Genomic DNA, 25402 nt, shown 5'->3' on the forward strand with positions numbered 1-25402 from the left:
CCAGCGAACCGGGGTTGTCCGGCGAGCAGGCGGAGGCGGTGCTCAGCTTGAAGCCAGACTCCGCCAGAAGTCCTTCCACTCCCGATACATCTCCCGGTCGCGGGACGCCGGGAGCAGGTGCTCGATCCGGTCCAGCTGGTGGGCCAGGGTCATCGGTGCGACGAGCGGCCGGAGTTCGTCGATGTCGGGTTCGCCGTGCCACCGCGCGACCGTGCTCCTGGCCTCCGCGGCCGAGCAGGGGAGTTCGGCGGTGAAATCGGCCAGCAGCCGTCCGGGCGACAGCAGCGCGACGCCCGGCCGCGGCCCGACCTCGAGCAGGAGGCTGGCGGACAGGTGGAACCGGTCGCCGGTGACGCTCAAGTGGGAGGTTCCGCCGAAGGTTTCCTGCCAGGCGAAGAAGTTCCCGGCGACCTCGTCGCAGCGACGCCATTCGGTTTCGCCGAGTTCACGGCAGTGCGCGATGAGGCCCCCGCGGAACTGTTCGCTCGTCAGCGGCCACTCCTCGTCGAGGAGCACGTCCGGGTCGAGCGCGGCCAGCTCCGCGGTGCGGATCCGGGACAGCCGGTCCACCAGGTCACGGAAGCTCAGCACCCTGAGTTCGGCCAGGTCGGGGAGCACGGGATCAGCGGCTCGCGCGGAAGGCCTCCGCGGGGATCGGCGCCACCGGCGGGCAGTTGCGGTGGTCGGCCTCCATGCACAGCTGGATGATCGTCAGCCGCGCCGAGGCCTGGTTGCCCGGGCCTGAGTTCTGGCCCGTGAACAGCGAACTCAGCTTCTCCGCCGCGCCGCAGTTCTTGAACGGGGGCAACGTGAAGCCGCGGTACTTCGGGTCCGGGTTCGCCGGGTCCGTGCCGATCAGTCCGCCGGTGAACGGGTCGTACTCGCCGATCATGTCGATCGGCATCGGCGTCGCCGAGACGCAGTCCGGGCCCGCGTCGAGCGGGACGCCGTTCACCTTGACGTCGCTCAACCGGGACACCACGTCGAGGTGGTTGCGCAGGATGCCGTCGAACAGCGTGCCGAACGAGTGGATCATCGTACCGCTGCGGTAGTCGACCGGCAGGAACTCGACCGTCGCGCTGATCGGCAGGAACCCGTAGCCGAGGTAGGACACCGTCACCGGCGCGAACGCCACCTCGCCGGTGATCTCGCTGCGGATGGGGAACCCGTCGGGCGTCGTGATCCGGAACCAGACGCCGTTGACCAGCGCGGCCGGCTTGCTGCGGATCGTGGCGCCGGTCCTGGTGATCGTGGCCGTGTTGTCGATCTGGTTCGGCTGCAGGGGAAGGACCAGCGTGACGTTCTCGTCGGCCGGCGGCTCTTCGTCCACCAGGGAGTGTTTCTGCGAGCCGCCCGGCTGGGGCGCCGGCGTGGCCTTCTTGCCCGGAGCCGGTTTGCCCGGCCCCGGTGCGGCGGCCGCCAGCACCGCGACCGAGCCGAAGGAGAGGTCCTCGCCCGCGTCGGCGGTGCACGCCACCTGCTCGGCGGGCTGTTCCGGCGGTGCGCCCGTCGGGCCCAGCGCGAGTTTCGGTGCGCTCAACCGGATCTTCAGCAGACCGGCAGCGGACGGGGAGAACGCCGGGAGCTTCCCCTTGGCCGTCAGGAGCAGGTCGCCGTCGGCCGGGAGCGGCGTCGCGGGGATGGTCAGCGGGACGGCGAGGGTGTCCTTGACCTTCCCCTGCTCCAGCAGCAGCTGGAAGGTCAAGCCGCCTTCGAGGGTGGCGGCCGTGCCCAGCAGCTGCTGGGCGGCGGCGCGCGGCAGCGAGAACGACACGGCCAGGCCGTCGATCGTCGCGGGCTTGCCCACGGTCATCGAAACCGGCAGCGTGGCCTCGGTCTTCACGTCGAGCTTCAGCGGCCCCACCGGGTCGGCGAAGGGGCAGGACGCCGCGACCGTCTTCACGACCTCGCGCCCGCCCTTGCCGGCGTCCGCGGCGGCGGTCCCGGGCGCGGCGGAACCCGTCCCGGTGAACGCGCCGGTGCTCACCGACACCGCGCACACCAGCGCGAGAGCGCCGCGGGTCGCCGTCCGCCGGGTCAGCCGTCGGGCCATGCCGTGCTCCTGTCCGTGCCGCGGGGAAACGAGCCGTAGGGATGGCCGGGGCCCCGGCCATCCCTACGGTGAAACCTAGATCAGCGCTGTCACGTGATGACGAAGTTCGGCGAGAACGCCAGGTTCTGCGCCGGGCTCGTCGTCTTCGGCGTGCAGCTCATGTTCCAGTTCGCCCAGGTGTTGTTGGACGCCTTGTGGAACTGCAGGGCCGCGGTGATCGGCGTGCCGAGCGACAGGGTGTCGCTGCCCGCCGTCGCCGGGGCGGTGTAGGTCGGGATCGACGAGGTCGCCACTTGGCTGATGTTCACCGTGATCGGGCCGCCGGCCGGGTAGATCGTCTCGGGGATGTTCAGCCCGCTCGCCGGGCCGGAGACCGAGCCGCGCGCGGCGGTCACCGGAACCGTCGCGGTGCCGCGGAGGCCGTCGTAGCCGACCGCGGTCAGCAGCGAGTGGACGGCCGCGGAGATCGTCGCGGTGCCACCGACGTTGGTCGGCACGGCGGTTCCGCCGGCGGCGATCGAGTCCGGACCGGTCAGGAACGCGGTGATGGCCACGTCCTGCTGCGGGATGCCGGGGAAGGTGCACCGGTAGGTGGCGCCGGCGTTGTAGGTCGTGTCGGCCGAGGCCACACCGGTCAGCACCATGCCGAGCGCGCTGACGGTGGCGGCGGTCGCGGCCGCCTTGAGGGACAGGTTCCTGAGTCGGGTCATGACTGTCAATCTCCTTCGATCATCCAGTTGACGTCTCGGGCGGGCGTTGCCCACGCGCCCCGCGGACCAAAGCGGTACCGCGAATTCCCCCGGGTGTTTTCCCTGGTGCAGCCCGAACCCTCGCGAGGTGGCTGTGATAAATGAGGTTACTCGCCAGTCGGTTGCGCAACAAGGATGTCACGTGGTCGGTTTCCACCGGCCATTGCCCGGATGAGTTCTTGTCAACACCGGAGCAGTGCGGCGATGACCTTGGTGCGATTTTGACAAATACTCGACCCCGTTCCGATCGGTGGTTGTCCGCGTTACTATCGATACCACGCGCGCACCGTGACAGCGGGAATCGATTCAGCGAAAGAGGATGCCGTGGCCCCCCGTTTCCGCACCGCCCACCGCCGGGCCTCCGTGCTCCTCGCCGCCACCCTGGCCGCCGTGCCGGTGGTGTCGGCGGCGTCCGCTTCCGCGCAGGGGCCGGACACCGGCGGCGTCGTCGAATGGGGGTTCTCGAACTACATCATGGGCCCGCCCCCGGAGGCTTCCGACGGGCTGAGCGCCGTCTCCATGGGGGGCATGGACGCCATGGGCCTCCGAGGCGGCCAGGTCCTGGTCTGGGGCGACAACAACTTCGGGCAGACCGAGGTCCCCGAGGCCGCGCTGTCGGGCGTGAGCGCGATCGCCGCGGGCTGGGGCCACGAGCTCGCGCTCAAGAACGGCGGGGTCCTGGCCTGGGGGAACGACTGGTACGGCCAGGCCCAGGTGCCCGCCGACGCGAAGTCCGGCGTCACCGCCATCTCGACCAGCGCCATGCACAACCTCGCCCTCAAGGGCGGACGCGTGCTCAGCTGGGGCCTGCGGTCGGACGTCCCGGCCGCGGCGACCTCCGGCGTCGCCGCCGTCTCCGCCGGTGGCGACCACAGCCTGGCGCTCAAGAACGGCGGCGTGCTCGCCTGGGGCGCCGACGACCACGGCCAAACCGACGTCCCGGCCGACGCCAAGTCGGGTGTCACCGCGATTTCCGCCGGTCACCAGCACAGTCTCGCGCTCAAGGACGGCCGGGTCATCGCCTGGGGCCGCAACGACAACCACCAGGTCGACGTCCCCGAGGCGGCGCAGTCGGACGTCGTCGCGATCGAGGCCGGGTGGACCTTCAACTTCGCGCTCAAGAGCAACGGGGACTACGTCGCCTGGGGGTCCAACGACGTGACCGAAGGCGACCCGGTGGGCTGGGGACTCTGCGGGCCGTTCCTCTCCCTCTCCGCCGGCGACCGGTTCACCGTCGCGCTCAAGGCGGACCCGAACGCGCCCTGCTGACCTGACCGCGGAAAGAGGGGCCTCCCGGTGTGGGAGGCCCCTCTTTCCGTACCCGGTCAGCCTTCGGTCTTGGCCGCCAGGTCCAGGGAAATTGTGTTGCCCGGGCCGGACACCAGCGCGCCCAGGGCCAGGTCGGCGATGAAGCAGTTCTTGAAGTCCGGGATCGTGTACGTGCCCGTCACCGTGATCTTCGGGCCGAAGATGTCCACGTCCTTGGCGCTCAGGTCCAGGTCGAGCGGCTTGCTCGCCTTGCAGCTGCCCGGCACCGTCGGCAGCGGGATCACCGGGACCAGCAGGCCGGCCCAGATGTCGTAGATCTCCATGTTCGCCTGGGCGTGCGTGGTCAGCGTGCCGTCGGCGATGGTGCCCGTGGCCGGGCCCGTCGGGGTGATCTTGACCTTCGCCTTGATCTTGAAGATGCCCGAGACCAGCGAGATGTTGGCCTGCGACGGCGGCAGCGTCAGGTCGGCGCGCAGCCCGACCGAGCCGGTCTGGTCGTCGATGATCAGGGCGCCGTCGAGGTTGCCCGGGCCCAGGGCCATCGCGCTGCCGGTCTTCTTGACGACCGTGCTGCCGGTGACCGTGTAGCCGACCGGGATCTCGACCACGTCGGCCGAGGCGGGAACGGCGGTGACAACGCTCATCGCGATGCCGGCGACCGCCGTGACCGCGGCCGCGCGTGCCCATTTCCGGCCGTTCTTCCGAGTGCGCGACAAAGTAAGCATGCCGACTCTCCTTCATATTGTGAAACAGCGGGGAAAACGGGATCAGCGAGGGGTGAGCCCGGTGATTTTCCAGGTGTTTCCCTCACGTTCCGCGGTCACCGAAAGCTGGGCCGCGGCGGAACTGCTGGAATTGTTGTCGGCGCGGGTCGCCGATTGGTCCAGGAACACGAGCAGCCGGGCCCGGCCGTCGCGGATCTCCTGCACCGCGGACGACGTCACCCGCGTAGCCAGCACCAGTTTCTGGGCCGGTGCTTTTTCCTTCACCTGCGCGAACAGCCGGTCGTAGGTGGTGAGGGCGTCGCCGCGCAGGACGTCCTTGGCGGCCTGCTCGGTGACGTCGGTCCGGTCGTAGGAGTAGGAGAAGATCCGGTTGAGCGCGAGCGTCACCGCCGAGGTGACCTCCGCGGTGGCCCCGACGTCGGTCAGGGCGTGGTTGGCCGCGGCCGGATTGTCCGCCGCCGACCGCGTCAGCAGCGTGAAGGTCACGCCGGCGCCGGCCAGCAGCACCGAGACGGCGACCAGGAGCGGCAGCAGGAACCGGCGGCGCCGCGGCTCCTCGACGACGACCTCGTCGACCTCGTCTTCGCTCACTGGCAAAGCCTCGGTGCTCATCTCGCCCCCACCGGCAGCTCGTCGAGCGCGCTGAGCTTCCAGCCGCCGTCGGTCCGGCTCAGCCCCGCGGCGAACCGGTTGCGCTTGGTCGCCGGCGCGACACCTTCCTTCTGCGCGGTGATCTCCACCGACGCGATCAGCTTCGCGGTCCCGGCGTGCTCGTCCAGTTCACTGAGCGCCGCGTCCAGCACCTTGCCGGTGGACACCGTCGCGTCCTGGGTGAGGGTCTTCTTCGTCGTGTCGTCGGTGTGGGCGAGCCGGTCGTGCAGCGGGCCGGTCGACGCGTCGAGCCACTGCGCGAGCCCCTGGTCGAGCTGGTGGTAGTCGAGGGTGCACAGCCGCGCGACCAGCTCGCGGCCGGCGGTCAGCGCCTCGTCGCGCGCGGTGCCGTAGGTCAGCTCGGCGCTGTGCGCGGTGCGGTACCAGGTGAACCCCGACCAGCCCGCGAAGGCGGCGGTGACGACGACGGCAAGCACCGCCACCCGCAGCGGCCATTTCACTTTCCCAGCCACAGCATCTCCTCGAGGGTCGGGGATACGGCCAGGCCATCGGACGACGCCGTGAGCGGGGCGCCCGAGCCGGGCACCGCCGCGGGCGGCACGGCCAGGTGCCGCGCGTTCTGCGAGCCGCGCACCGACGTCGCGTCGCCCGGCTCGAGCGTGCAGGACGCCCCGGTGTTGAACGGCAGCGGCGAGGTGTCCGTGCTGGGCCGGAACTTCGTGCCTTCGTACCCGGCGCGGCAGGGGAGCGGGTCGTAGAAGGTCAGTGCCATGCCGAGGTTGCCGTCGCCGCCGTCGAAGGCCGTCGACGTCGCCGCGACCACCTTCGGCGTCGCGACCAGCAGCTGTTCCAGCTGGCTGGTGCGGGCCTGGAACACCTGCGCCGTGGTCAGCAGGTTGGCCAGCAGGATCGGCAGGCCGGGATCGGTCTCCCGCAGCAGGCTCCCCAGCTCGGACGCGGCGGGTGGCGCGGTGGCGATCAGCCGCCGCAGGTCACCGTCCGAAGAGGACAGCTGCGCGGCGAACAGCTTGGCGTTGTTCGTGAACGAGCGCCATTCGGCCGACGAGTCCAGCTGGGTCCGCAGCACGGTCGAGCCGTCGTCGATCAGCTTCGTCGTCTGCGGCAGGTTGACCGCCGCGTCCTTCGTGAACGACGTCGCCGTGTCGAGCAGCACCTGCAGGTCCGGGCCGGTGCCGCGCAGGGCGTCGTCCAGCTCGTCGACGACCGTGCGCAGGTCGCCGGTCGGCACCGACGCGGTCAGCGAGTCGAGGTCGCCGAGCAGGTGCTGCACCGGCATCGGCAGCGTCGTCTTCTCCCGCGGGATGACCGAGCCGCCGGCCAGGTACGGGCCGTCGGACGTCCGCGGCTGCAGGTCGACGTACTGCTCGCCGACCGCCGACCGGTTGGCGACCACGGCCTGGGCGTTCGACGGGATCGGCGGGGCCGAGCCGTCGATGACCAGGTCGGCCTCCATCCCGGACGGCGTCAACCGCAGGTCGCCGATCCGCCCGACGGCGACCCCGCGATACGTCACCTCGCCGTTCGTGAAGATGCCGCCGCCTTCGGCGAGTTCGAGCTTGACGGTGTAGCCGCTGCCGCCGAAGAGCCGGTCGATCCCGGCGTAGTTCGCGCCGACGAACGCGACCGTGACGAGCGAGATCACCACGAACGCGACGACCTGGATCCGGACCCGGGTGGTCAGCATCACTGGCCTCCCGTCGGCAGCGGCAGGACCGGCAGGCCGGGCGGCGTGCCCTCGCCCGGCGGCGGGAGCGGCACCCCGGGCGCCGGGATGACCGACAGGTACACGTTGAGGTAGTCGCCCTTGATCGCCGGGATGACCGCGTCGGTGTACGGGAAGGACGGCAGGATCTCCAGGGCCTTCGGCAGCGACGCGCCGGCGTCGGCGAGGCGGTGCAGGATCGGGGCGAGCGCCCGGAGGTCGGCGACCAGGTCGTCCTTGCTCTTGTGGATGACGTCGGTGGCGACGCCGGAGAGGTCGTCGAGCGACTGCAGCATCGCCACGAGCTGGGTGCGCTGGTCGGTCAGCGTGCGCAGCCCCGGCGTCAGGTCGGTGAGCGCACCCGACACCTGCTTGTCGCGGTCGGCGAGCGTCGTCGCGAGCCGGTTGACGCCTTCGAGGGCCGCGGTGATGTCCTGGCGGTGCGCGTCCAGGTCGGTGGCGAGGGTGTTGACGCCGGAGAGGAACGAGCGGATCTGCGTCTCGTTGCCGGTCATCACCTTGGACAGCTCGCGGTTGATCGTCTGCAGCTGCCCGATGCCGCCGCCGTTGAGCAGCAGGGAAAGCGCGCCGAAGACCTCTTCGAACTCGGGGTTGCGGTTGGTCCGCGACACCGGGATCACGGCGTTGTCGGCCAGCCGCGCGCTCGCGTTGGTCTCCTTGTCCGGTGCCGCCAGTTCGACGAACTTCTCGCCGAGCAGGCTGGACTGCCGCAGCCGCGCGACGGCGTCGGCGGGCAGCGAGACGTCGCCGTTGACCTCGACGACGGCTTCCGCGGTCCAGCCGTCGCTGCCGAGCCGGATGGTCTGGACGCGCCCCACCGGGACGTCGCCGACCTTGACCGCGGCCTGCGGCACCAGGTCGAGGACGTCGGCGAACTGGACGGTGACGTGGTACGGGTGGTCGCCGACGTCGGCGCCGCCGGGCAGCGGCAGGTCGTAGACACCTTTGAACTCGCCGGAGCAGGCCGTCAGCACCAGGCAACAGCCGGCGGCCAGCGCTGTGACGCGTCGGAGTGGTTTCATCGCCCGCCTGCCTCGTTCGTGTAGACGGACCCGGTCACCGGCAGCGGCAGGTAGTCGAGCAGGTCGGTGCGGCTCTGCAGCGCCCCGGTCGCCGGGTCGATCGTCTGGAGCAGGTTGGCCGCGGCCAGCGGCGCGGTCTCGAGGGTCTCGGCCAGCGACGCGCGCTGGTCGACGAGCGTCTGCGTGGTCACCGCCAGCTTGTCCACATTGGACTTGATGAGGGCCCGGTTGTCCTTGAGGAACCCCTGGATGTCGCCGAGCGCGGAGCCGAGCGAACGCAGCGCCGAGGCCAGCTCGTCGCGGTTCGCCGCCAGCGTGCCGGACACCGACGAGAGCTGCTGGTTGACCTTCGACACCTGCGCGTCGTTGTCGGCCAGCATGCTGGTGAACCGCTGCAGCTCCCGGACGGTGGTGAACAGGTCGCCGGAGTTGCCGGCCAGCGTCCGGGCCAGCTCGGAGAGCTGCTTGACCGAGTCGTGGAACGCGGTTCCGTTGCCGCGCAGGTTGTTCGCGCCGGTGGTGAGCAGGTCCGACAGCGCGCCGTTCTTGTTGGCGCCGTCCGGGCCGAGCGCCTTGGTGAGCGTGTCGAGGCTGGCGTACAGCTCATCCAGCTCGACCGGCGTCGCGCTGCGATCGACCCCGATGGTCGCGCCGTTCCCCAGCCGCGGCCCGCCGCGCGCGGGCTTGGAGAACTGGACGTACCGGTCGGCGACGACGCTGGGCGCGATGACGACGACGTCGGTGTCGGCGGCGATCGGCGCGGAGCCGTCGTAGGTCAGCGTCACCTCGACCTGCTCGCCGCGCGGCGTCACCGACTCGACCTGGCCGATCCGGACGCCGAGCAGCCGGACGTCGGAGCCGCTGTACACGCCGACCGCACGCGAGAACAGCACGGTGGCGCGGTCGAGGCCGGTGCCGGAGAAGATCCACCACAGCGCGGCCACGACGGCGAGCGCCGTGACGACCGCCGCGGCGAGGAACCGGTAGGTGCGGGTGGCGTTCACTTCGGGGCTCCGAACTGCTTCGGCGGCGTGCACGGGTCGCGGTTCTCCGGCAGCAGGCCGCAGAGGTAGGCGTCGAGCCAGCGGCCGTTGCCGAGCGCGTTGTTCGCGAGCCGGAAGTACGGGCCGGCGGCGGCCAGGCTCTTCTCCAGGTTGCCGTTCTGGCGCGAGAGCAGGTCGGTCACCGTGTTCAGCTGGCTCAACGCGGGTTTGAGCGCCGCGGTGTTGTCGGCGACCAGGCCGGAGAGCTGGGTGGCCAGCGCCTGCGCGCCGGTCAGCAGGTCGTGGATGGCCTGGCGCCGCCGGTCGAGCTCGCCCAGCAGCAGGTTGCCGTCGGAGAGCAGCTGCTCGAAGTCCTCGTTGGAGTTCGCCAGCGTCGTGGTGATCTGCTTGGCGTTGGCCAGCAGGCCGGCGAGCTGGTCGTCGCGCGAGGACACGGTCTTCGACAGCGCGGACAGGCCGTCGAGCGCGGTGCGCACGTGGGCCGGGGCGTTGCGGAAGGTGTCGCTGATCGCGGTGAAGCTGTCGGCGAGCTGCGCGGTGTCGATCGAGCCGGCGGTGTTCGCGAGGCCGTTGAACGCCTCGGTGACGTCGTAGGGCGTGACGGTCCGGGTGCGCGGGATCGCCTGGTCCGGATCCTGCACGGCGTCGCCGGTCGGCTTGAGCGCGAGGAACTTGCGGCCCAGCAGCGTCTTGATCCGGATCTCCGCCGACGTCCGGTCGCCGACCCACGCGTTCTTGACGCGGAAGGTGACGAGCACGTGGTCCTCGGCCAGCTCGACGTCGCGCACCTCGCCGACCTTGATGCCGGCGACGCGGACCTCGTCGTCGGCCTGCAGCCCGGCCGCTTCCGAGAACTCGGCGCGGTAGGTGGTGCCGCCGCCGACGACCGGCAGGTTGTCGTAGTTGAACGTCACGGTCAGCAGCGCGGCGAGGACGACACTTCCCGCGACGCCGAGGGTGAGCGGATTGCGTTCCTTGAAGGACTTCACGAGCCGCACCTCTCCGCCGTGACGGGCGTCCCGCGCGGGGGCGTGGTCTGCAGGGTGGCGCTGCAGAGGTAGAAGTTCATCCACGAGCCGTAGGAGGCGATCCGGCCCAGGCTGTTCAGCTTCTCCGGCAGCGTGCCCAGCGTCTGCTCGAGGCCCGGCAGCGTCTTGTCATCGGCGAGGTTCTTCGTGACGCGGTCGAGCCCGGTGATGCTGTCCTTCAACGGGGTCCGCGCGTCGCCGAGCAGGCCCGCGGTGGCTGTGGAGAGGTCGCCGAGGCCGCCGATCGCGTCGCCGATCGCGGTGCGGTCCGCGGCCAGGCCGGAGACGAGCTCCCGCAGCGTCGAGATCAACGTCGTGAGCGCGGTTCCCTTGCTGTTCACCGTGCCGAGCACGTGGTTGAGGTTGGTGATCACGTCGCCGATCAGCTGGTCGCGGCTCGCCAGCGTCGACGTCAGCGAGCCGGTGTGGGCGAGCAGTTCTTCGACGGTGCCGCCTTCGCCTTGCAGCACCTGGACGATCTCGCCGGAGAGCTGGTTGACGTCGGTGGGCGAGAGCGCCTGGAACAGCGGCTTGAAGCCGTTGAAGAGGTCGGTCAGGTCCAGCGCCGGCGTCGTGCGGTCCAGCGGGATCTCGCCGCCGACCGGCAGGGTGCCCGTGCCGCCCGCGCCGCGTTCGAGCGCGATGTAGCGCTGCCCGACCATGTTGCGGTACTTGATGACCGCGCCGACGTCGGCGGGCAGCTGCCGGCCCTCGTCGAGGGAGAACCGGACGTGCGCCAGGCTGTGGCCGGCGATCTCCAGCTCTTCGACCTGGCCGACCCGGACCCCGGAGATCCGGACGTCGTCGCCGACGTTCAGCGAGGTCGCGTCGGTGAAGGTGGCGCCGTAGAGGTCGGTGCGGCCGACGCCGGTGTTGGCGATGGACACGGCCAGCAGCACGGTCGCGGCGGTGGTGACCAGGATGAAGATCAGGCTCTTGACGAGCGGGGCGGCGAACTTCCTCACTTGAGCGTCACCTCCGTGCCGCGGTAGAGCGCGCCGACCAGCACGCTGCTCCAGTCCGCGACCTGCCCGGTGGGCACGCCCAGCTGCGGCGCGAGGATCGTGGCGAGCAGTTCGCGTTCCTGCGGGGAGTTCGCGACGCCGAGGTCGTCGCGGGTGCCGGTCATGAGCGGGTGCTGCGGCGCGCCGGGCGCGACCGCGGCGGTGCCGGTCGTCGGGGCGACGCCGCTGGGGTAGCAGCGCGGGCCGCCGCCGTCGGCCGGGTACATCGGGTCGTCCTTGCCGGGCACGTACTTGCCGCGCGCCTGGCTGACGGTGACCTGGGCGTGCATGCCGGGCTGGTTCGTGCCCTTGCCCAGTGCCTCGTCGACGGGCTCGCGCAGCGCGTCCATCGCCTTGATGGTGCAGGGGAAACTGGGGGAGTAGCGCGCCGCGACCTCCAGCGCCGAACGGCTGTCGGCGGAGAGGGCGATGATGTTGTTCTTGTTGCGGTTCAGGAATTCCCGGACCTCACCCGACGAACCGGAGACCTCTTGGTAGACCGTCCCGAGGTCGGGTGCCTTGTCCCGCACGGTGTTCAGCGTGACGGCGGAGTCGGTGAGCGCGTCCAGGAGGTCCGGGGCGATGTCGCCGTAGAGCCGGGAAACCGACGCGAGGTCCTGGACGTCCTTGGTGAACGCCGGCAGCTGCGGGTTGAAGTCCGTCAAGTAGTCCGCGGCGGTGGAGAGCGTCTCGCCGATCTGCTCGCCGCGTCCCTGCAACGCCGTCGACACCGCGGTCAGCGTCGTCGCGAGCTTCTGCGGCTGGACGGCTTTCAGCAGCGGCAGCAGGTTGTCGAAGACGCGCTCCAGCTCGATCGCGTTGGCCGAACGGTCCTGCTCGATCACGGAACCGGCGACCAGGTGCGGGGCCCGGACACCGTCCGGAATGGACAGCTGGACGTACCGCTCGCCGAACAGCGTCTTCGGCACCAGCAGCGCGGAGACGTTGCCGGGCAGCATGTCCACCTTGTCCGGCTCCAGGGCAAGCGCTATCTCGGCGCCCTGCGGGGTCGCCCGGACTTCGCGGATCTCGCCGACGAGCACGCCGCGGGCCTTGACCTGGCCGCCCGTCTGCAGCTGGTTGCCGATCCGGCTCGCCTTGAGCGTCACCGGGACTGTGCTGACGAAGTCCTTGTCGTACACCTTGATCGAGAGCGTCACGAGCACGCCCAGCACCACCAGGAACAGCACGCCCGCGGTGCGGATCCCGGCCTTGCGGCGGGTCTCCCGTCTCATCCGGCCACCTGCACGGTGGTCGTCGCGCCCCAGATCGCCAGGGACAGGAAGAAGTCGAGCACGCTGATCGCGACGATCGCGGTGCGCACCGCGCGGCCGACCGCCACGCCGACACCGGCCGGGCCGCCGCTCGCGCGGAAGCCGTAGTAGCAGTGGGCCAGCACCACGACGACGCTGAACACCAGGACCTTCCCGAACGACCACAGCACGTCGCCGGGTGGGAGGAACAGCAGGAAGTAGTGGTCGTAGGTGCCCGCGGACTGGCCGAAGAACCAGACGGTGATCTGCCGCGAGGCGAGGTAGCTCGACAGCAGCCCGATCGCGTAGAGCGGGATGACGGCGAGGAAGCCGGCGATCACCCGCGTCGTCACCAGGTACGGGACGCTCGGGATGCCCATGACTTCCAGGGCGTCGATCTCCTCGGAAATCCGCATCGCGCCGAGCTGCGCGGTGAACCCGCAGCCGACGGTGGCGGAGAGGGCGAGCCCGCTCACCAGCGGCGCGATCTCGCGCGTGTTGAAGTAGGCGGAGACGAACCCGGCGAACGCCGACGTCCCGACCTGGTTGAGCGCGGAGTAGCCCTGCAGGCCGACGACCGTGCCGGTGGCGACGGTCATCCCGATCATCACGCCGATCGTGCCGCCGATGACGGCGAGCGCGCCGCTGCCGAAGCTGACTTCGGCCAGCAGCCGGACGATCTCGCGCAGGTAGCGGTGCAGCGCGCGGGGGATCCAGGCGATCGCGCGGAGGAAGAAGAGGATCTGGTCGCCGAGGGTGTCGAGGAAGCCGAACCGGCGGTCGACGGCCTCGCGGACGCGTGCCGTTCTCGGGAGTTCCGTGGTGGTCACGATCAGCTCCCCTTGGGCGGCACGAGTTGCAGGTAGACGGTGGTGAGCACCAGGTTCAGCACGAAGAGCAGCAGGAAGGTGATGACGACGGACTGGTTGACGGCGTCACCGACCCCCTTCGGGCCGCCCTTGGGGTTGAGCCCGCGGTAGGCGGCCACGACCCCGGCGACGAACCCGAAGATGACCGCCTTGATCTCGCTGATCCACAGGTCGGGCAGCTGGGCCAGGGCCGAGAAGCTCGCCAGGTACGCGCCGGGCGTCCCGTGCTGCATGATCACGTTGAAGAAGTAGCCGCCGAGCACGCCGACGACGCTGACCATGCCGTTGAGGAAGACGGCGACGCCCATCGCGGCGAGCACCCGCGGCACGATCAGCCGTTGCACGGGCGAGACGCCGAGGACTTCCATGGCGTCGATCTCTTCGCGGATGGTGCGCGAGCCGAGGTCCGCGCACATCGCGCTGCCGCCCGCACCGGCGATGAGCAGCGCGGTGACGATCGGGCTGGCCTGCTGGATGATGGCGAGGACGCTGGCGGCGCCGGTGAACGACTGCGCGCCGATCTGCGTGGTCAGCGACCCGATGTGCAGCGCGATGACCGCGCCGAACGGGATGGAGACCAGGGCCGTCGGCAGGATCGAGACGCTCGCGATGAACCAGAACTGCTGGATCAGCTCACGCAGCTGGAACGGGCGGCGGAACGTCAGCCGGACGACGTCGAGGCCGAGCCCGTAGAGCCGCCCGGTCTGCCGCAGCGCGGCGGCCCCGGGGAACGACGTCGTCGTCGTCCGTTCGGCCATTCGTGTGCCTCCCCAGCGGTTCCGGCGGCACGCCGAATACACCCGAGGTGAGCAAGGGGAAATGGTCCGAACGGGGTAACAAATGTCGGCCATTCACGGTCTCGGGGGACACCGTGCCGTTTCCTACTGGTCGGTACGCTAACGACGGCCCTGCTGGGAGACAAGAACTTGAGCGGGATCACGCGGTCACGGGCTGGTAACCGCGCATTTCTTGTCCGGCGCTGACAAACGGACCGGATCTTGTTGTCAGAAGTGGAAAAGAAAATACCGACCCGGGTGTCGGAAGAGACGGATGGGCACCTTTGTAACACCGGACGGTCACTCGCGCCCGCCCGAAAGGTCACCCGCGGCCGCCCGGGACGTCTTGAATGAGTCATTCAGGACCTCAGGTGCCCCGAATGACTCATTCAAGACCGCTCCTCAGGACTTGAGGCCGGCCAGCAGCTCGTAGGACCGGACCCGGTCGGCGTGCCCGTGGACCATCGTCGTGACCATCAGCTCGTTCGCGCCGGTGTCGGCCAGCAGCTGCTCGAGTCCCTTGTGGACCGTCTCCGGCGAGCCGATGATGCTCGAGCCGAAGCGGTCGGCCAGGAACGCGCGGTCGACCTCCGTGTACGGGTACTCGGCCGCCTCCTCCGGCGTCGGCAGCGCGATCGGGCGGCCGCGGCGGAGGCTCAGGAACGTCAGCCCGGACGGCCCGGCGAGGAACTGCGCGCGCTCGTCCGTCTCGGCCGCGACGACCGACACGCCGAGCATCACGTACGGCTCGTCGAGCACGCCCGGCCGGAAGTTCTCGCGGTACAGCTGCACGGCCGGGATGGTGTTCTCGGCGGCGAAGTGGTGGGCGAAGGAGAAGGGCAGCCCAAGCCGCCCGGCGAGCTGCGCGCTGAAGCCGCTCGAGCCGAGCAGCCACACCGGCGGCTGGTTGCCCTCGGCGACTACCGCGTTGACCCCGCGGGCCTCCGAATGGGTGAAGTAGCCGATCAGCTCCTGCAGGTGCTCCGGGAAGTTGTCCGCGGACAGCCCGCCGGGGCCGCGCAGCGCCAGCGCGGTCCGCTGGTCGGTGCCCGGCGCGCGGCCGATGCCGAGGTCGATGCGACCCGGGTGGAAGGCCTCGAGGGTGCCGAACTGCTCGGCGACGACGAGCGGCGCGTGGTTGGGCAGCATGATCCCGCCCGACCCGACGCGGATCCGCTCGGTCGCGTCGGCGACGTGCCCGATCAGCACGACCGTCGCGGAGCTGGCGATGCCGGGCATGTTGTGGTGCTCGGCCAGCCAGTAGCGGGTGAAGCCCAGCCGTTCCGCGTGCCGGGCGAGGTCCAGGGTGTTGCGCAGCGTCTCGCCGACGGTGTTCCCCTCCGAAACGGGGGACAGGTCGAGCACGGACAGCGGCACGTCAGGCAGTGAGCTCACAACCGGGGTCAACGCCCCGGTGCCGCGAATGCTTCCCCGTCCGCTGTGACGGCCTTCACGGCGGGACGGCGAGGTGGGGCCGCGGCCTCCGAAGCGGCCGAGGAGACCGGCATCCGCGGGGCGGCGCCGACCTCACGGCAGTGGCCGAGTTCGCCCTCGCCCGGCCCGCGCGGCGCATGGCCCGCTGAGGTGAAAGCGGCCGGTTTTCCCGAACGGGCCCGGTCCGGCGCGCAACCCGATACCGTGTGACGGAAACCGGAAAAGGGAGGACGGGGTGCCGCGTCCGGAGCGACCCTTGGATCCCGGGGACGACCCGCTGACCGCATTCGCCGCCGATCTGCGGCGGTTGCGGGAAAGCGCCGGGAATCCGACGTACCGCGAGCTCGGCCGGCGCGCGCACTATTCGGCCGGGACGCTTTCGGAGGCGGCCGGCGGGCGGAAACTCCCCAGCCTGGCCGTGACCCTCGCCTACGTCCGGGCCTGCGGCGGGGTGCCCGCTGAATGGGAAGAGCGCTGGCACGCCGTCGCCGACGACGCGCGTCCGGACGAGGCCGCCGCGCCCGAGCCGGAAACCGGGGAAAAGCCGCCTTACGTCGGGCTGGCGGCATTCACCCCCGCCGACGCCGGCCGGTTCTTCGGCCGCGAGCGGCTGGTCGAAAAGCTCGTCACCCGGCTTTCGGGACAACGTTTTCTCGCCGTTCTCGGCGCCTCCGGCTCGGGGAAGTCGTCGCTGCTGCGGGCCGGCCTGCTGCCGTCGGTGAAGGACCCGGTCGTCCTGCTGACCCCGGGCGCCCGGCCGCTGCAGGAGTGCGCGGTGAAGTTCGCCGCCGCGCTCGGCCTAGCGCCCGGGGCGCTGCTCGACGACTTCGCCGCGCACCCGCGCAACCTCGGCCTCGCCGCCCGGCAGCTCGCCGAGCTGGAAGACACCGACGTCGTGCTCGTCGTGGACCAGTTCGAAGAGGTCTTCACCCTCTGCCAGGACGAGCAGGAACGCGCGCGCTTCCTCGACGCGCTCGTCACCGCGACCACCGAGCCCGGCAGCCGGACCCGGGTCGTCCTCGGCATCCGCACCGACTTCTACACCCACTGCGCGCGGCACGCGGACCTCGCCGAAGCCATGCAGGACGCGCAGGTCCTTGTCGGCCCGATGACCACCGAGGAGCTCCGGCAGGCGATCACGCGGCCCGCCGTCGACGCCGGGTACCGCGTCGAGACCGCGCTCGTCTCGCGGCTCGTCGCGGACGCCACCGGCCGGCCCGGCGTGCTGCCGCTGCTCTCGCACGCGCTCCTCGAAACGTGGCGACGCCGGCGCGGCACCACGCTCACCCTGGCCGGGTACGAGTCGACCGGCGGCATCGAGCGGGCCATCGCCCAGACGTCGGAAAGCACTTTCGCGCGGCTCTCGCCCCGGCAGCAGCGGCTGGCCCGGCAGGTCTTCCTCCGGATGACCGCGCTCGGCGAAGGCACCGAAGACACCAAGCGCCGGATCGGCCGGGGCGAGCTCGACACCGACGACGAGGACACCGCCGTCGTGCTCGACGGGCTCGCCGCCGCGCGGCTGGTCACCCTCGACGACACCGGCATCGAGATCACGCACGAGGCCCTCATCCGCGGCTGGCCGCGGCTGCGCGAATGGCTCACCGAGGACCGCGAGGGCCTGCGCGTGCACCGCCAGCTCACCGAGGCGACCGACGCCTGGGAGGCCGTCGGCGAGGACTCCGGCTGGCTCCATCGCGGCACCCGGCTGGCCCTCGCGCGGGAGTGGGCCGCACGCCAGGACACCGCGCTCTCCCAGCGGGAACGGCGGTTCCTCGACGCCAGCCTCGCCGTTGAACACGCGGAGCAGGAGCGCGACCGCCGGCGCACCCGGCGGCTGCGTCAGCTCGTCGCGCTGCTGGCCGTGCTGCTGGTCGTCGCCGTCGCGGCCACCGCGTACGCCGTGCACGCCCAGAGCACGGCCACCGACCAGCGCAACAGCGCGCTCGCGCAGAAGGTCGCCGGGCAGGCGCTGGCCATGCGCGCCACCAACCCCGCGCTGGCCGCACAGCTCGCGCTCGCCGCGTACCGCCTCGACCCGAGCGCCGAAGCCCGCAGCAGCGTGCTCGGCGTGTTCGCGACGCCGTATTCGGCCCGCGTCACCGGGCACACCGGCCGGGTCAACACCGTCGCGCTGCGCCCGGACGGCCGCGTTCTCGCCACCGCGAGCTGGGACGGCACCGCGCGGTTGTGGGACGTCCACGACCCGCACCACCCGGTGCCGCTGGGCGTGCTGACCGGCCACACCGGCAACGTCAACAACGTCGCCTTCAGCGCCGACGGCCGGTCCGTCGCCACCGCCGGCTTCGACGGCACCGCACGGGTCTGGGACGTCAGCGACCCCGCCCGGCCGGGGCCCGGGATGATCGTCGAACAGCACGAAGGCAAGTCCTACGCGGTCGCCTTCAGCCCGGTCGCGCCGCTGCTGGTCACCGGCGACGTCGCCGGCACGCTCCGGCTGTACGACACGACCGACCCCGTCCACCCGCGGCCGGTGGGGGAGCTGACCGGGCACACGTCGTACGTCAACAACGTCGCCTTCAGCCCGGACGGCCGGCTGCTCGCCTCGGCGTCGGCCGACAAGACCGCCCGCCTCTGGGACATTGCCGGGCGGCGCCCGCTCGGCGTCGCGACCGGGCACACCGACGTCGTGCACTCGGTCGCCTTCAGCCGCGACGGGCACACCCTCGCGACGGCTTCGGCCGATCAGACGGCGCGCTTGTGGGACGTCACCGATCCCGCCGCGCCGGCGCAGCTGGCGTCGCTCGGCGCGCACAAGGCGATCGTCCGGTCGGTCGCGTTCGGCCCGGACGGGCACACCCTCGCCACGACCGGCTTCGACCGCACCGCGCGGCTGTGGGACGTCGCCGATCCGCGGCAGCCGCGTGAGCTGCAGTCCCTGCCCGGGCACATCGGCGCGGTCGGGTCCGTGGTGTTCAGCCGCGACGGGCGCACGCTCGCCACGGCCAGCGACGACCAGTCCGCCCGGCTCTGGGACCTGCCCGGCCCCGCCGTCCCGGCCCACACCGCGCGGGCGTGCCACGAAGCCTTCGGCCGCGGGGTGCTCGCGACCGGCGGCTACGACGAGGTGGTGCGGCTGCACGACCTCGCCGACCCGGCCGCGCCCAGGACGGTCGCCACGATCGGCGGCTTCGGCGACGCGGTGTGCGGCGTCGCGATCAGCCCGGACGGCCGCACGCTGGCCACCGGCAGCTGGGACCACACGATGACGCTGCGGGACATCACCGACCCGGCCCACCCCGGGCCGCCGACGGTGTTCTCCCGCCCGCACGACGACATCGACGCGGTCGCGTTCAGCCCGGACGGCAAGGTCCTCGCCACGGCGGGCGACGGCCACACCGTCCGGCTCTGGGACCTCGCCGACCGCCTGCACCCGGTCGAGATCGCGAAGCTGCAGGGGCACGACGACGACGTCCACACGCTCGCCTTCAGCCCGGACGGCCGGACGCTGGCCAGCGGTAGCTGGGACCACACCGCGCGGCTGTGGGACGTCTCGGCGCCCCGGGCCCCGAGGCCGCTGGCCAAGCTCGAAGGGCACACCGACACGGTCTTCTCGGTCGCGTTCAGCCCGGACGGCCGCACGCTGGCGACCGCGGGCGCCGACCGCGTGGTGCGCCTGTGGTCGGTCGCCGACCCGGCCGCCGCGCGGGTTTCGGCGGTCCTCGCCGGGCACACGGACATCGTCATGGCGGTGTCCTTCAGCGGCGACGGCCGGGTGCTGGCGTCCGGCAGCTACGACCGCACGGTCCGGCTGTGGGACGTCGCCCGCGCCGAGCCGTACGCGGTGCTGCCCGAGGAAGCGGACCGGGTGTACGCGGTGCAGTTCGCCCCGGACGGCCACACACTGGCGGGCGCGGTCGCGGACGGCAAGGTACGGTTCTCGGAGACCGATCCTGACCGGGCGGCCGAAAGAATTTGCGCGGTCGCGGCGCCCCGCATCACCGAAGCCGAATGGTCGGCGAGCCTGCCGGGCATCGATTACTCGCCGCCCTGTTCATAACGAGTTGTTCGGCGTTGTTGTTCGGTGCGGGAGCGCGGACACCGAACAACGTTTGTCCACTAGACATGCCCTCGGACGGCGACGTCCCACGACGTTCACTCACCGGGGGTCTGAAGGGCTCCTTCAAGGGCGGGAGCCCCCGCATCCCGCCCTCGGAGGAGCCCTTCAGCGTGTCCGGGGCCGGTCAGCCCGCTGCCCGGGTGCGGAGCGGCTCGGCAAAGGTCTTGAATGAGTCATTCAGGACCTCTGAAGACCTGAATGAGTCATTCAAGACAGCCGTCAGCCAGCCGGGGGCCGCGCGCGATCGCGTCCGAGCTCACCGCCGCTGAAGCGGCTGGTCGCGCCGCGGGCTGTGCACTCGCGCCGGCCACATGACGTGAATGACTCATTCATGTCGTCAGGCGACATGAATGAGTCATTCACGTCATCCGGGTCAGCCGGCCGGGATCCAGTCGGGGTTGGACGCCAGCACGATCAGCTGCTGCGTCGCCCGGGTCAACGCCACGTACAGCACCCGCCGGCCCGTCGTCGACTCGACGATCAGGTCGTTCGGCTCCACGAGCACCACCGCGTCGTATTCCAGGCCCTTCGAATCGAGACTGCCGACGACCTTGAGCCGCTCGTCCGCCTGACCCGACACCCAGCCCGCGACCTCCGGCACCCGGTCCATCGCCGTGATGACGCCGACCGTGCCCTCGACCGCGCCCAGCAGCTCCTTCACCGCCGCCTGCGTCGCCGCCGCCAGGCCCGCCGCCTCGACCGGGCGGACCTCCGGCTCGACGCCCGTCTTGCGCACGGCCACCGGCAGCTCGCCCGCCTCCGCGTGGCCGGCCACCACCTTGGCCGCGAGGTCGAAGATCTCCGCCGAGTTCCGGTAGTTCGTCCGCAGCGTGAAGCGCCGCCGGGCCGTCTTGACGCCGAACGCCTGGTCACGCGCGGAAGCCGCCTCCGCCGGGTCCGGCCACGAGCTCTGCACCGGGTCGCCGACGACGGTCCAGCTCGCGTACTTGCCGCGCCGCCCGACCATCCGCCACTGCATCGGCGACAGGTCCTGCGACTCGTCGACGACGACGTGCGAGTACTCGTCGTAGTGCTCCGGGCGCGTCGGCGCCCCGCCGGAGCGCTCCGGCTCGACCTCGAGCACCTGGCGGCGCTTGCGCTTCGGCGGCGGCCCGATCAGCACGCGCAGCTCGTCGAGCAGCGCGACGTCCGCGATCGACCAGCCCCGCGAACGGTCCGCGAGGTCCGCCGCGAGCAGCGAGATCTCCTGCCGGTTCAGGACGCCCTTCGCGACCGACGCCAGCCGCTTCTCCTCGCCCAGCCACTTGAGGATCTGCGCCGGGTAGAGCACCGGCCACCACACGACCAGGAACCGGTGGAAGTCGATCCGCTCGCCGAGGTCGGTGATCAGCTCCGCGCGGTCGATCTGCTTCCCGTCGGCCTTCGCGTACTCCTCGGCCTTCGCCGCCAGCGCGTCGAGCAGCAGCTCCGCCGCCCGGATCCGCGACCGGTTCGGCGGCGCGCCCTGCGTGTGGGCCTTCCGGCGCACCTTCTCCAGCTCCCGCGCGGTCAGCTTGAGGACCTCGCCGCGGTAGACGATCCGCATCTCCTCCGGCGCGCCCGGCGGCGTGTCGCGCAGCGCCCGCAGCAGGATCTTGCGCATCCGCAGCGAGCCCTTGATCGCGGCCAGCGGCGCCGCGTCCTGCCGGGCCGCCTCCAGGCCGTCGAGGACCTCGCCGAGCGCGCGCAGTTCGACGTTCGTCTCACCCATCGAGGGGAGGACGCGCGAGATGTAGCTGGTGAACACGCCCGACGGCCCGATCACGAGCACGCCCGCCCCGCCCAGCTGACGTCGGTAGCGGTACAGCAGGTAGGCCGCGCGGTGCAGCGCGACGGCGGTCTTGCCGGTGCCCGGGCCGCCGGTGATCTCGGTGACCCCGCGCCACGGCGCCCGGATGACCTCGTCCTGCTCCTTCTGGATGGTGGCGACGATGTCGCGCATCTTCTCGCCGCGCGAGCGCCCCAGCGCGGCCATCAGCGCGCCTTCGCCGACGATCTGCATGTCCTCGGGGACGGCGTCGGCGATCAGGACGTCGTCGTCGACGTCGAGGACGTTCTGGCCCGAGCAGCGGATCACGCGCCGCCGCACGACGTCCATCGGCTCCTCGGCGGTGGCCTGGTAGAACGCGGCCGCGGCCGGCGCGCGCCAGTCCGTGACGAGGTTGTCGAACTCGGCGTCGCGGATGCCGAGCCGCCCGACGTAGGTGCGTTCGCCCTCGCGGTCGTCGAGGCGGCCGAAGACGAGCCCTTCGTACTCGGCGTCGAGCGACTGGAGCGTCTGGTTCGCGTGGTAGACCATCATGTCGCGCTCGAACAGCATCGACGCCTGCTCGAAGATCGCCTCGCGCTGCGCGCCCTGGCCGATCTCGTAGCCCTTCGTGCGCATCGCCTCGGCTTGGGTGCGCAGTTCGTCCAGACGGGTGTACACGCGATCGACGTGGGCTTGTTCGATGGCGATCTCGGCCCGTCTGACCCGAGGTTCCGACACGCATGGCTCCTTGACAGCTCTGGATCGCCTCCGAGGGCGAAGAACGACTCTACGCGTTGGCTCCGGCGGGCACACCGATGTCCCGGTTCTGAGTGCCGCGCGTCATCGGCTCACAATCAAGGGGTGACCAGGATCGTGGCCGGGACGGCGGGCGGGCGGCGGCTGAAGGTGCCGCCCAAGGGCACGCGGCCGACGTCGGAGCGCGTGCGGGAAGCCCTGTTCAACGCCCTCGAGACGGCGGGGGAGATCGACGGCGCCCACGTGCTCGACCTCTACGCCGGCTCCGGCGCGCTCGGCCTCGAAGCGCTCTCCCGCGGCGCGGCGGACGCCCTGTTCGTGGAGGCCGACCGGCGCGCGGTGGACGTCCTGCGCGGCAACGTCGCGGCGCTGGGCCTGGGCGGCACGATCCGGGCCGGGCAGGTCGAGACGGTCGTCGCGGCGCCGGCCCCGTCTTCGTACGACCTGGTCCTGGCGGACCCGCCGTACGCCGTCGACGCGGCCGCGCTGGGCAAGGTGCTGGCCTCGCTGGCCGCGGGCGGCTGGCTCGGGTCGTCGGCGCTGGTGGTGATCGAACGCGCCGCGCGCGACGGCGAGCCGGACTGGCCGCCGGGCTTCGAAGCGACGCGCGCGAAGAAGTACGGCGACACCGCGGTCTTCTGGGCCGAATACACGCCTGTGGCGTGAGCCACGCGGCGGAGACCGGGTGCGGCACGGTAGCGTCCGCGCCATGCGGCGTGCGGTCTGTCCCGGTTCCTACGACCCGGCCACCAACGGCCACCTCGACATCATCGAACGCGCGAGCGTGCTGTTCGACGAGGTCGTCGTCGCGGTCGGGGTGAACAAGAGCAAGAAGGGCCTCTTCGAGGTCGAAGAGCGCCTGGAGATGCTGCGCGAGATCACCGCGAAGCTGCCGAACGTGCGCGTCGACTCGTGGGAGGGCCTGCTGGTCGACTACTGCCGCGAGAACGACATCGCGGCGGTCGCCAAGGGCCTGCGCTCGGTCAGCGACTTCGACTACGAGCTGCAGATGGCCCAGATGAACCGCGAGCTGACCGGCGTCGAGACGCTGCTGATGGCGAACAACCCGGCGTACGGGTTCGTGTCCAGCTCGCTGGTGAAGGAGGTCGCGGCCCTCGGCGGCGACATCGAGCACCTCGTGCCGGCCGTGGTCTACGAGCGCCTTTCGGAGAAGTTCCCGAAGCTCGGGCGCTGACCGGCCCCCTACGTTCGTCGGGACTTGCGGCCGTTGCGGCCCGAGTTCACGTTCTCGTCTCCCGACGATCATTCGATCGAGTTACGGTCCGAAAATGACCAACAACCGATCACGCCTGGTCGCGGTCCTCTTCGCGCTCCTGGCCACGTTGTCCATGGGGGTCACCGCCGCCGAAGCGGTGACGAACTCACCCGCGGTCGCCGCGCAGAACGCGTGCGGCAACCTCTCCGGGTTCTCGCACACGACGCTCTCAGCCCTGCCCGCCGAGGCGACGACGACGTACAACCTGATCCAGAAGGGCGGCCCCTTCCCGTACCCGCAGAACGACGGCGTCGTCTTCGACAACCGCGAAGGCATCCTCCCGTCCTGCGCGTCGGGCTACTACCACGAGTACACGGTGCCGACGCCCGGCTCGAGCAACCGCGGCACGCGCCGCATCGTGACCGGCTCGGGCGGCGAGTACTTCTACACCGGCGACCACTACGCGACGTTCAAGGTCATCGACATCTCCGGCGGCGGCACGACACACGCCTGCGGCGACCTGTCCGGGCTGACCAAGATCGGCTACTCGCAGCTCTCGTCGGCCGCCCGCACGGTGGTCGACAACGTCCGCGGCGGGGCGACCAGCAGCACGACGTACGAGAACCGCGAAGGCGTCCTCCCGGCCTGCGCGTCCGGCTACTACAAGCTCTTCACCGTCGGCACGAACGACCGCGTGATCTCCGGCAAGGCGGGCGAGCTGGCCTACACGCCCGACCACTACGTGACGTTCAAGCGGATCGACCTGAATTCCTGAGTCCCGTGCAACGCACCGCGCCCCCTCGTCCGTGAGGTACACCGGGACCAGGACGAGGAGGCGCGATGCGGGCAGCGGACGAGACGGACTTCCGCGAGTTCGCCCGTGCCCGGGCGGTCGCGCTGAGACGGACGGCCTACCTGCTGTGCGGCGATTGGCACCTGGCGGAGGACCTCGTCCAGAACGCGCTGCTGAAGCTGTACCGGGTCTGGCCGAAGATCACCCGGCGCGGACCGGTCGACAACTACGCCCGGCAGGTCCTGCTGCGTTGCTGGCTCGACGAGTCCCGGCGGCCGTGGCGCCGCCGCGAACGCCGTGACGGCGTCGTGCCGGACCAGCCTTCCTCCGCATCCGAGACCGGGATCTCCGGTCCGCTCCTGCGCGCCCTCGCCGAAGTCCCGCCGAAGCAGCGCGCGGCCGTCGTCCTCCGCTACTGCGCCGACCTGCCGGCGGCGGAGGTCGCGGAAGTGCTGCGCTGCTCGGAAGGGACCGTCCGGAGCCAGGCGGCCCGCGGGCTCGAGACCCTCCGGGGCGTGCTCGAGCACAGCGCGGAGAGGAGCGCGGGATGAACGACCTCGAAACCCGCCTGCGCGAGGTGGACATTGCGGAACCACCGCTGGGCTTCGACCCCGACGAGGTCGCCGATCGCGCGGCCCGGCACGTCCGGCGACGGTCCGCCGCGGTGGTCTTCGCCGCCGTCGCGGTCTTCGCGGCCGCGTTGTCCCTGTTCCCGTCGCAAGAGCCGGTGGTGCCCGCGGGCGCACCGGCGCCGCCGTCGGTGGCCGAGCAGTCCCGGATCCGGCAGGCGCTCCACGAGGCGGTCACGCGGGCGCTGCCCGGCGTCCACGACCTGACCTTGGGCCGGTCACCGGCCGACAGCATCGGGCCGGACCGGATGGGAGTGACGGCCGAGTTCGTCGACGCGAGCGGACGGCCGGGCAACTTCCAGCTGGTCGTGCGCGGGGCGTCGGCCGCGCACGAGGTCGTCCCGCGCGACCGGCTCTGCTCCGCGTCCGGCGTGGATTCGCACTGCGTCCGGCTCCCGCAGCCCGGCGGCGGCCTCCTCGTGCTGTCCGAACTCGTCTACCAGGACGAGAACGGCCAACCGGTGCGGGTGGGCAACACCGGGTTCCTGTACCACCCCGACGGCTCGACGGTGCTCGTGATCGGCGGCCTCGGCTACCCGCTGACCGAGGAGCAGCTCACGCGGCTGATCACCGACCCGGCGTTCGTGCTGCCGTAGGGGGAGCCGGCACCGGGCGTGGTCCAGGGGGACACGCCCGGT

At 71.3% G+C, this 25402-nt stretch carries 23 protein-coding genes; 7 read left to right on the top strand and 16 right to left on the bottom strand.

Annotated elements, in window-relative coordinates:
• Positions 1–42 precede the first annotated feature (42 nt).
• The 3 genes from ACERZO_RS36490 to ACERZO_RS36500 form a co-directional block, all read right to left on the bottom strand.
• Positions 43–618 (bottom strand): hypothetical protein, encoded by a 576-nt coding sequence (locus ACERZO_RS36490; RefSeq protein WP_372670454.1) that lies wholly within the window; start codon positions 616–618, stop codon positions 43–45.
• Between the two features lie 4 nt (positions 619–622).
• A complete protein-coding gene (locus ACERZO_RS36495) occupies positions 623–2053 on the bottom strand; it encodes a DUF6801 domain-containing protein (protein ID WP_372670455.1) in 1431 nt (476 codons plus the stop codon).
• Between the two features lie 89 nt (positions 2054–2142).
• Positions 2143–2763, bottom strand: a complete 621-nt coding sequence (locus ACERZO_RS36500; RefSeq protein ID WP_372670456.1) for a DUF6801 domain-containing protein — start codon at positions 2761–2763, stop codon at positions 2143–2145.
• A gap of 363 nt (positions 2764–3126) precedes the next feature.
• On the opposite strand from ACERZO_RS36500, the gene ACERZO_RS36505 reads away from it, so the two are divergent.
• The gene (locus ACERZO_RS36505; protein WP_372670457.1) at positions 3127–4071 is read left to right on the top strand and encodes an RCC1 domain-containing protein; all 945 of its coding nucleotides are present in this window, start codon (positions 3127–3129) and stop codon (positions 4069–4071) included.
• 56 nt (positions 4072–4127) lie between these two features.
• On the opposite strand, the gene ACERZO_RS36510 is transcribed toward ACERZO_RS36505, so the two are convergent.
• The 12 genes from ACERZO_RS36510 to ACERZO_RS36565 form a co-directional block, all read right to left on the bottom strand.
• A complete protein-coding gene (locus ACERZO_RS36510) occupies positions 4128–4796 on the bottom strand; it encodes a hypothetical protein (protein WP_372670458.1) in 669 nt (222 codons plus the stop codon).
• Between the two features lie 42 nt (positions 4797–4838).
• Positions 4839–5387: a hypothetical protein gene (locus tag ACERZO_RS36515; protein ID WP_372670459.1), complete on the bottom strand. Its 549-nt coding sequence runs from the start codon at positions 5385–5387 to the stop codon at positions 4839–4841.
• Between the two features lie 17 nt (positions 5388–5404).
• A complete protein-coding gene (locus ACERZO_RS36520) occupies positions 5405–5920 on the bottom strand; it encodes a hypothetical protein (RefSeq protein ID WP_372670460.1) in 516 nt (171 codons plus the stop codon).
• The gene (locus ACERZO_RS36525; protein ID WP_372670461.1) at positions 5905–7113 is read right to left on the bottom strand and encodes an MCE family protein; all 1209 of its coding nucleotides are present in this window, start codon (positions 7111–7113) and stop codon (positions 5905–5907) included. Before ACERZO_RS36525 ends, ACERZO_RS36520 begins: the two co-directional genes overlap by 16 nt.
• Positions 7113–8174, bottom strand: a complete 1062-nt coding sequence (locus tag ACERZO_RS36530; RefSeq protein ID WP_372670462.1) for an MCE family protein — start codon at positions 8172–8174, stop codon at positions 7113–7115. The genes ACERZO_RS36525 and ACERZO_RS36530 overlap by 1 nt, the downstream gene beginning before the upstream one ends.
• Positions 8171–9178, bottom strand: coding sequence for an MCE family protein (locus ACERZO_RS36535; protein WP_372670463.1), 1008 nt, complete (start codon positions 9176–9178; stop codon positions 8171–8173). Before ACERZO_RS36535 ends, ACERZO_RS36530 begins: the two co-directional genes overlap by 4 nt.
• A complete protein-coding gene (locus tag ACERZO_RS36540) occupies positions 9175–10167 on the bottom strand; it encodes an MCE family protein (RefSeq protein WP_372670464.1) in 993 nt (330 codons plus the stop codon). Before ACERZO_RS36540 ends, ACERZO_RS36535 begins: the two co-directional genes overlap by 4 nt.
• Positions 10164–11171: an MCE family protein gene (locus ACERZO_RS36545; RefSeq protein WP_372670465.1), complete on the bottom strand. Its 1008-nt coding sequence runs from the start codon at positions 11169–11171 to the stop codon at positions 10164–10166. The genes ACERZO_RS36540 and ACERZO_RS36545 overlap by 4 nt, the downstream gene beginning before the upstream one ends.
• Positions 11168–12445, bottom strand: a complete 1278-nt coding sequence (locus ACERZO_RS36550) for an MCE family protein (protein WP_372670466.1) — start codon at positions 12443–12445, stop codon at positions 11168–11170. The genes ACERZO_RS36545 and ACERZO_RS36550 overlap by 4 nt, the downstream gene beginning before the upstream one ends.
• Complete coding sequence (locus tag ACERZO_RS36555) at positions 12442–13293, bottom strand: MlaE family ABC transporter permease (protein WP_372670467.1); 852 nt, start codon at positions 13291–13293, stop codon at positions 12442–12444. Before ACERZO_RS36555 ends, ACERZO_RS36550 begins: the two co-directional genes overlap by 4 nt.
• A 2-nt stretch (positions 13294–13295) precedes the next feature.
• The gene (locus tag ACERZO_RS36560) at positions 13296–14090 is read right to left on the bottom strand and encodes an MlaE family ABC transporter permease (RefSeq protein ID WP_086674921.1); all 795 of its coding nucleotides are present in this window, start codon (positions 14088–14090) and stop codon (positions 13296–13298) included.
• Positions 14091–14510: 420 nt separating this feature from the next.
• Positions 14511–15503, bottom strand: coding sequence for an LLM class flavin-dependent oxidoreductase (locus ACERZO_RS36565; protein ID WP_372670468.1), 993 nt, complete (start codon positions 15501–15503; stop codon positions 14511–14513).
• A gap of 295 nt (positions 15504–15798) precedes the next feature.
• Here ACERZO_RS36565 and ACERZO_RS36570 point away from each other — a divergent pair, with 295 nt between their 5' ends.
• Entirely contained in the window at positions 15799–19560 is a 3762-nt protein-coding gene (locus ACERZO_RS36570; protein ID WP_372670469.1) for an nSTAND1 domain-containing NTPase, read from the top strand.
• A gap of 433 nt (positions 19561–19993) precedes the next feature.
• On the opposite strand, the gene ACERZO_RS36575 is transcribed toward ACERZO_RS36570, so the two are convergent.
• A complete protein-coding gene (locus ACERZO_RS36575; RefSeq protein WP_372670470.1) occupies positions 19994–22108 on the bottom strand; it encodes a HelD family protein in 2115 nt (704 codons plus the stop codon).
• 123 nt (positions 22109–22231) lie between these two features.
• On the opposite strand from ACERZO_RS36575, the gene rsmD reads away from it, so the two are divergent.
• From rsmD to ACERZO_RS36600, 5 genes are all read left to right on the top strand, one after another.
• The gene (gene rsmD, locus ACERZO_RS36580; protein ID WP_372670471.1) at positions 22232–22792 is read left to right on the top strand and encodes a 16S rRNA (guanine(966)-N(2))-methyltransferase RsmD; all 561 of its coding nucleotides are present in this window, start codon (positions 22232–22234) and stop codon (positions 22790–22792) included.
• A 43-nt stretch (positions 22793–22835) separates the two neighbouring features.
• Positions 22836–23321, top strand: coding sequence for a pantetheine-phosphate adenylyltransferase (gene coaD, locus ACERZO_RS36585; protein ID WP_372670472.1), 486 nt, complete (start codon positions 22836–22838; stop codon positions 23319–23321).
• 94 nt (positions 23322–23415) lie between these two features.
• Positions 23416–24117: a ribonuclease domain-containing protein gene (locus ACERZO_RS36590; RefSeq protein WP_372670473.1), complete on the top strand. Its 702-nt coding sequence runs from the start codon at positions 23416–23418 to the stop codon at positions 24115–24117.
• A gap of 65 nt (positions 24118–24182) precedes the next feature.
• Positions 24183–24686: a SigE family RNA polymerase sigma factor gene (locus ACERZO_RS36595; protein WP_372670474.1), complete on the top strand. Its 504-nt coding sequence runs from the start codon at positions 24183–24185 to the stop codon at positions 24684–24686.
• The gene (locus tag ACERZO_RS36600) at positions 24683–25360 is read left to right on the top strand and encodes a hypothetical protein (protein ID WP_372670475.1); all 678 of its coding nucleotides are present in this window, start codon (positions 24683–24685) and stop codon (positions 25358–25360) included. Before ACERZO_RS36595 ends, ACERZO_RS36600 begins: the two co-directional genes overlap by 4 nt.
• Positions 25361–25402: the final 42 nt, after the last annotated feature.

This window comes from Amycolatopsis kentuckyensis, from assembly GCF_041679295.1.
GTDB classification, from domain to species: domain Bacteria; phylum Actinomycetota; class Actinomycetes; order Mycobacteriales; family Pseudonocardiaceae; genus Amycolatopsis; species Amycolatopsis kentuckyensis_A.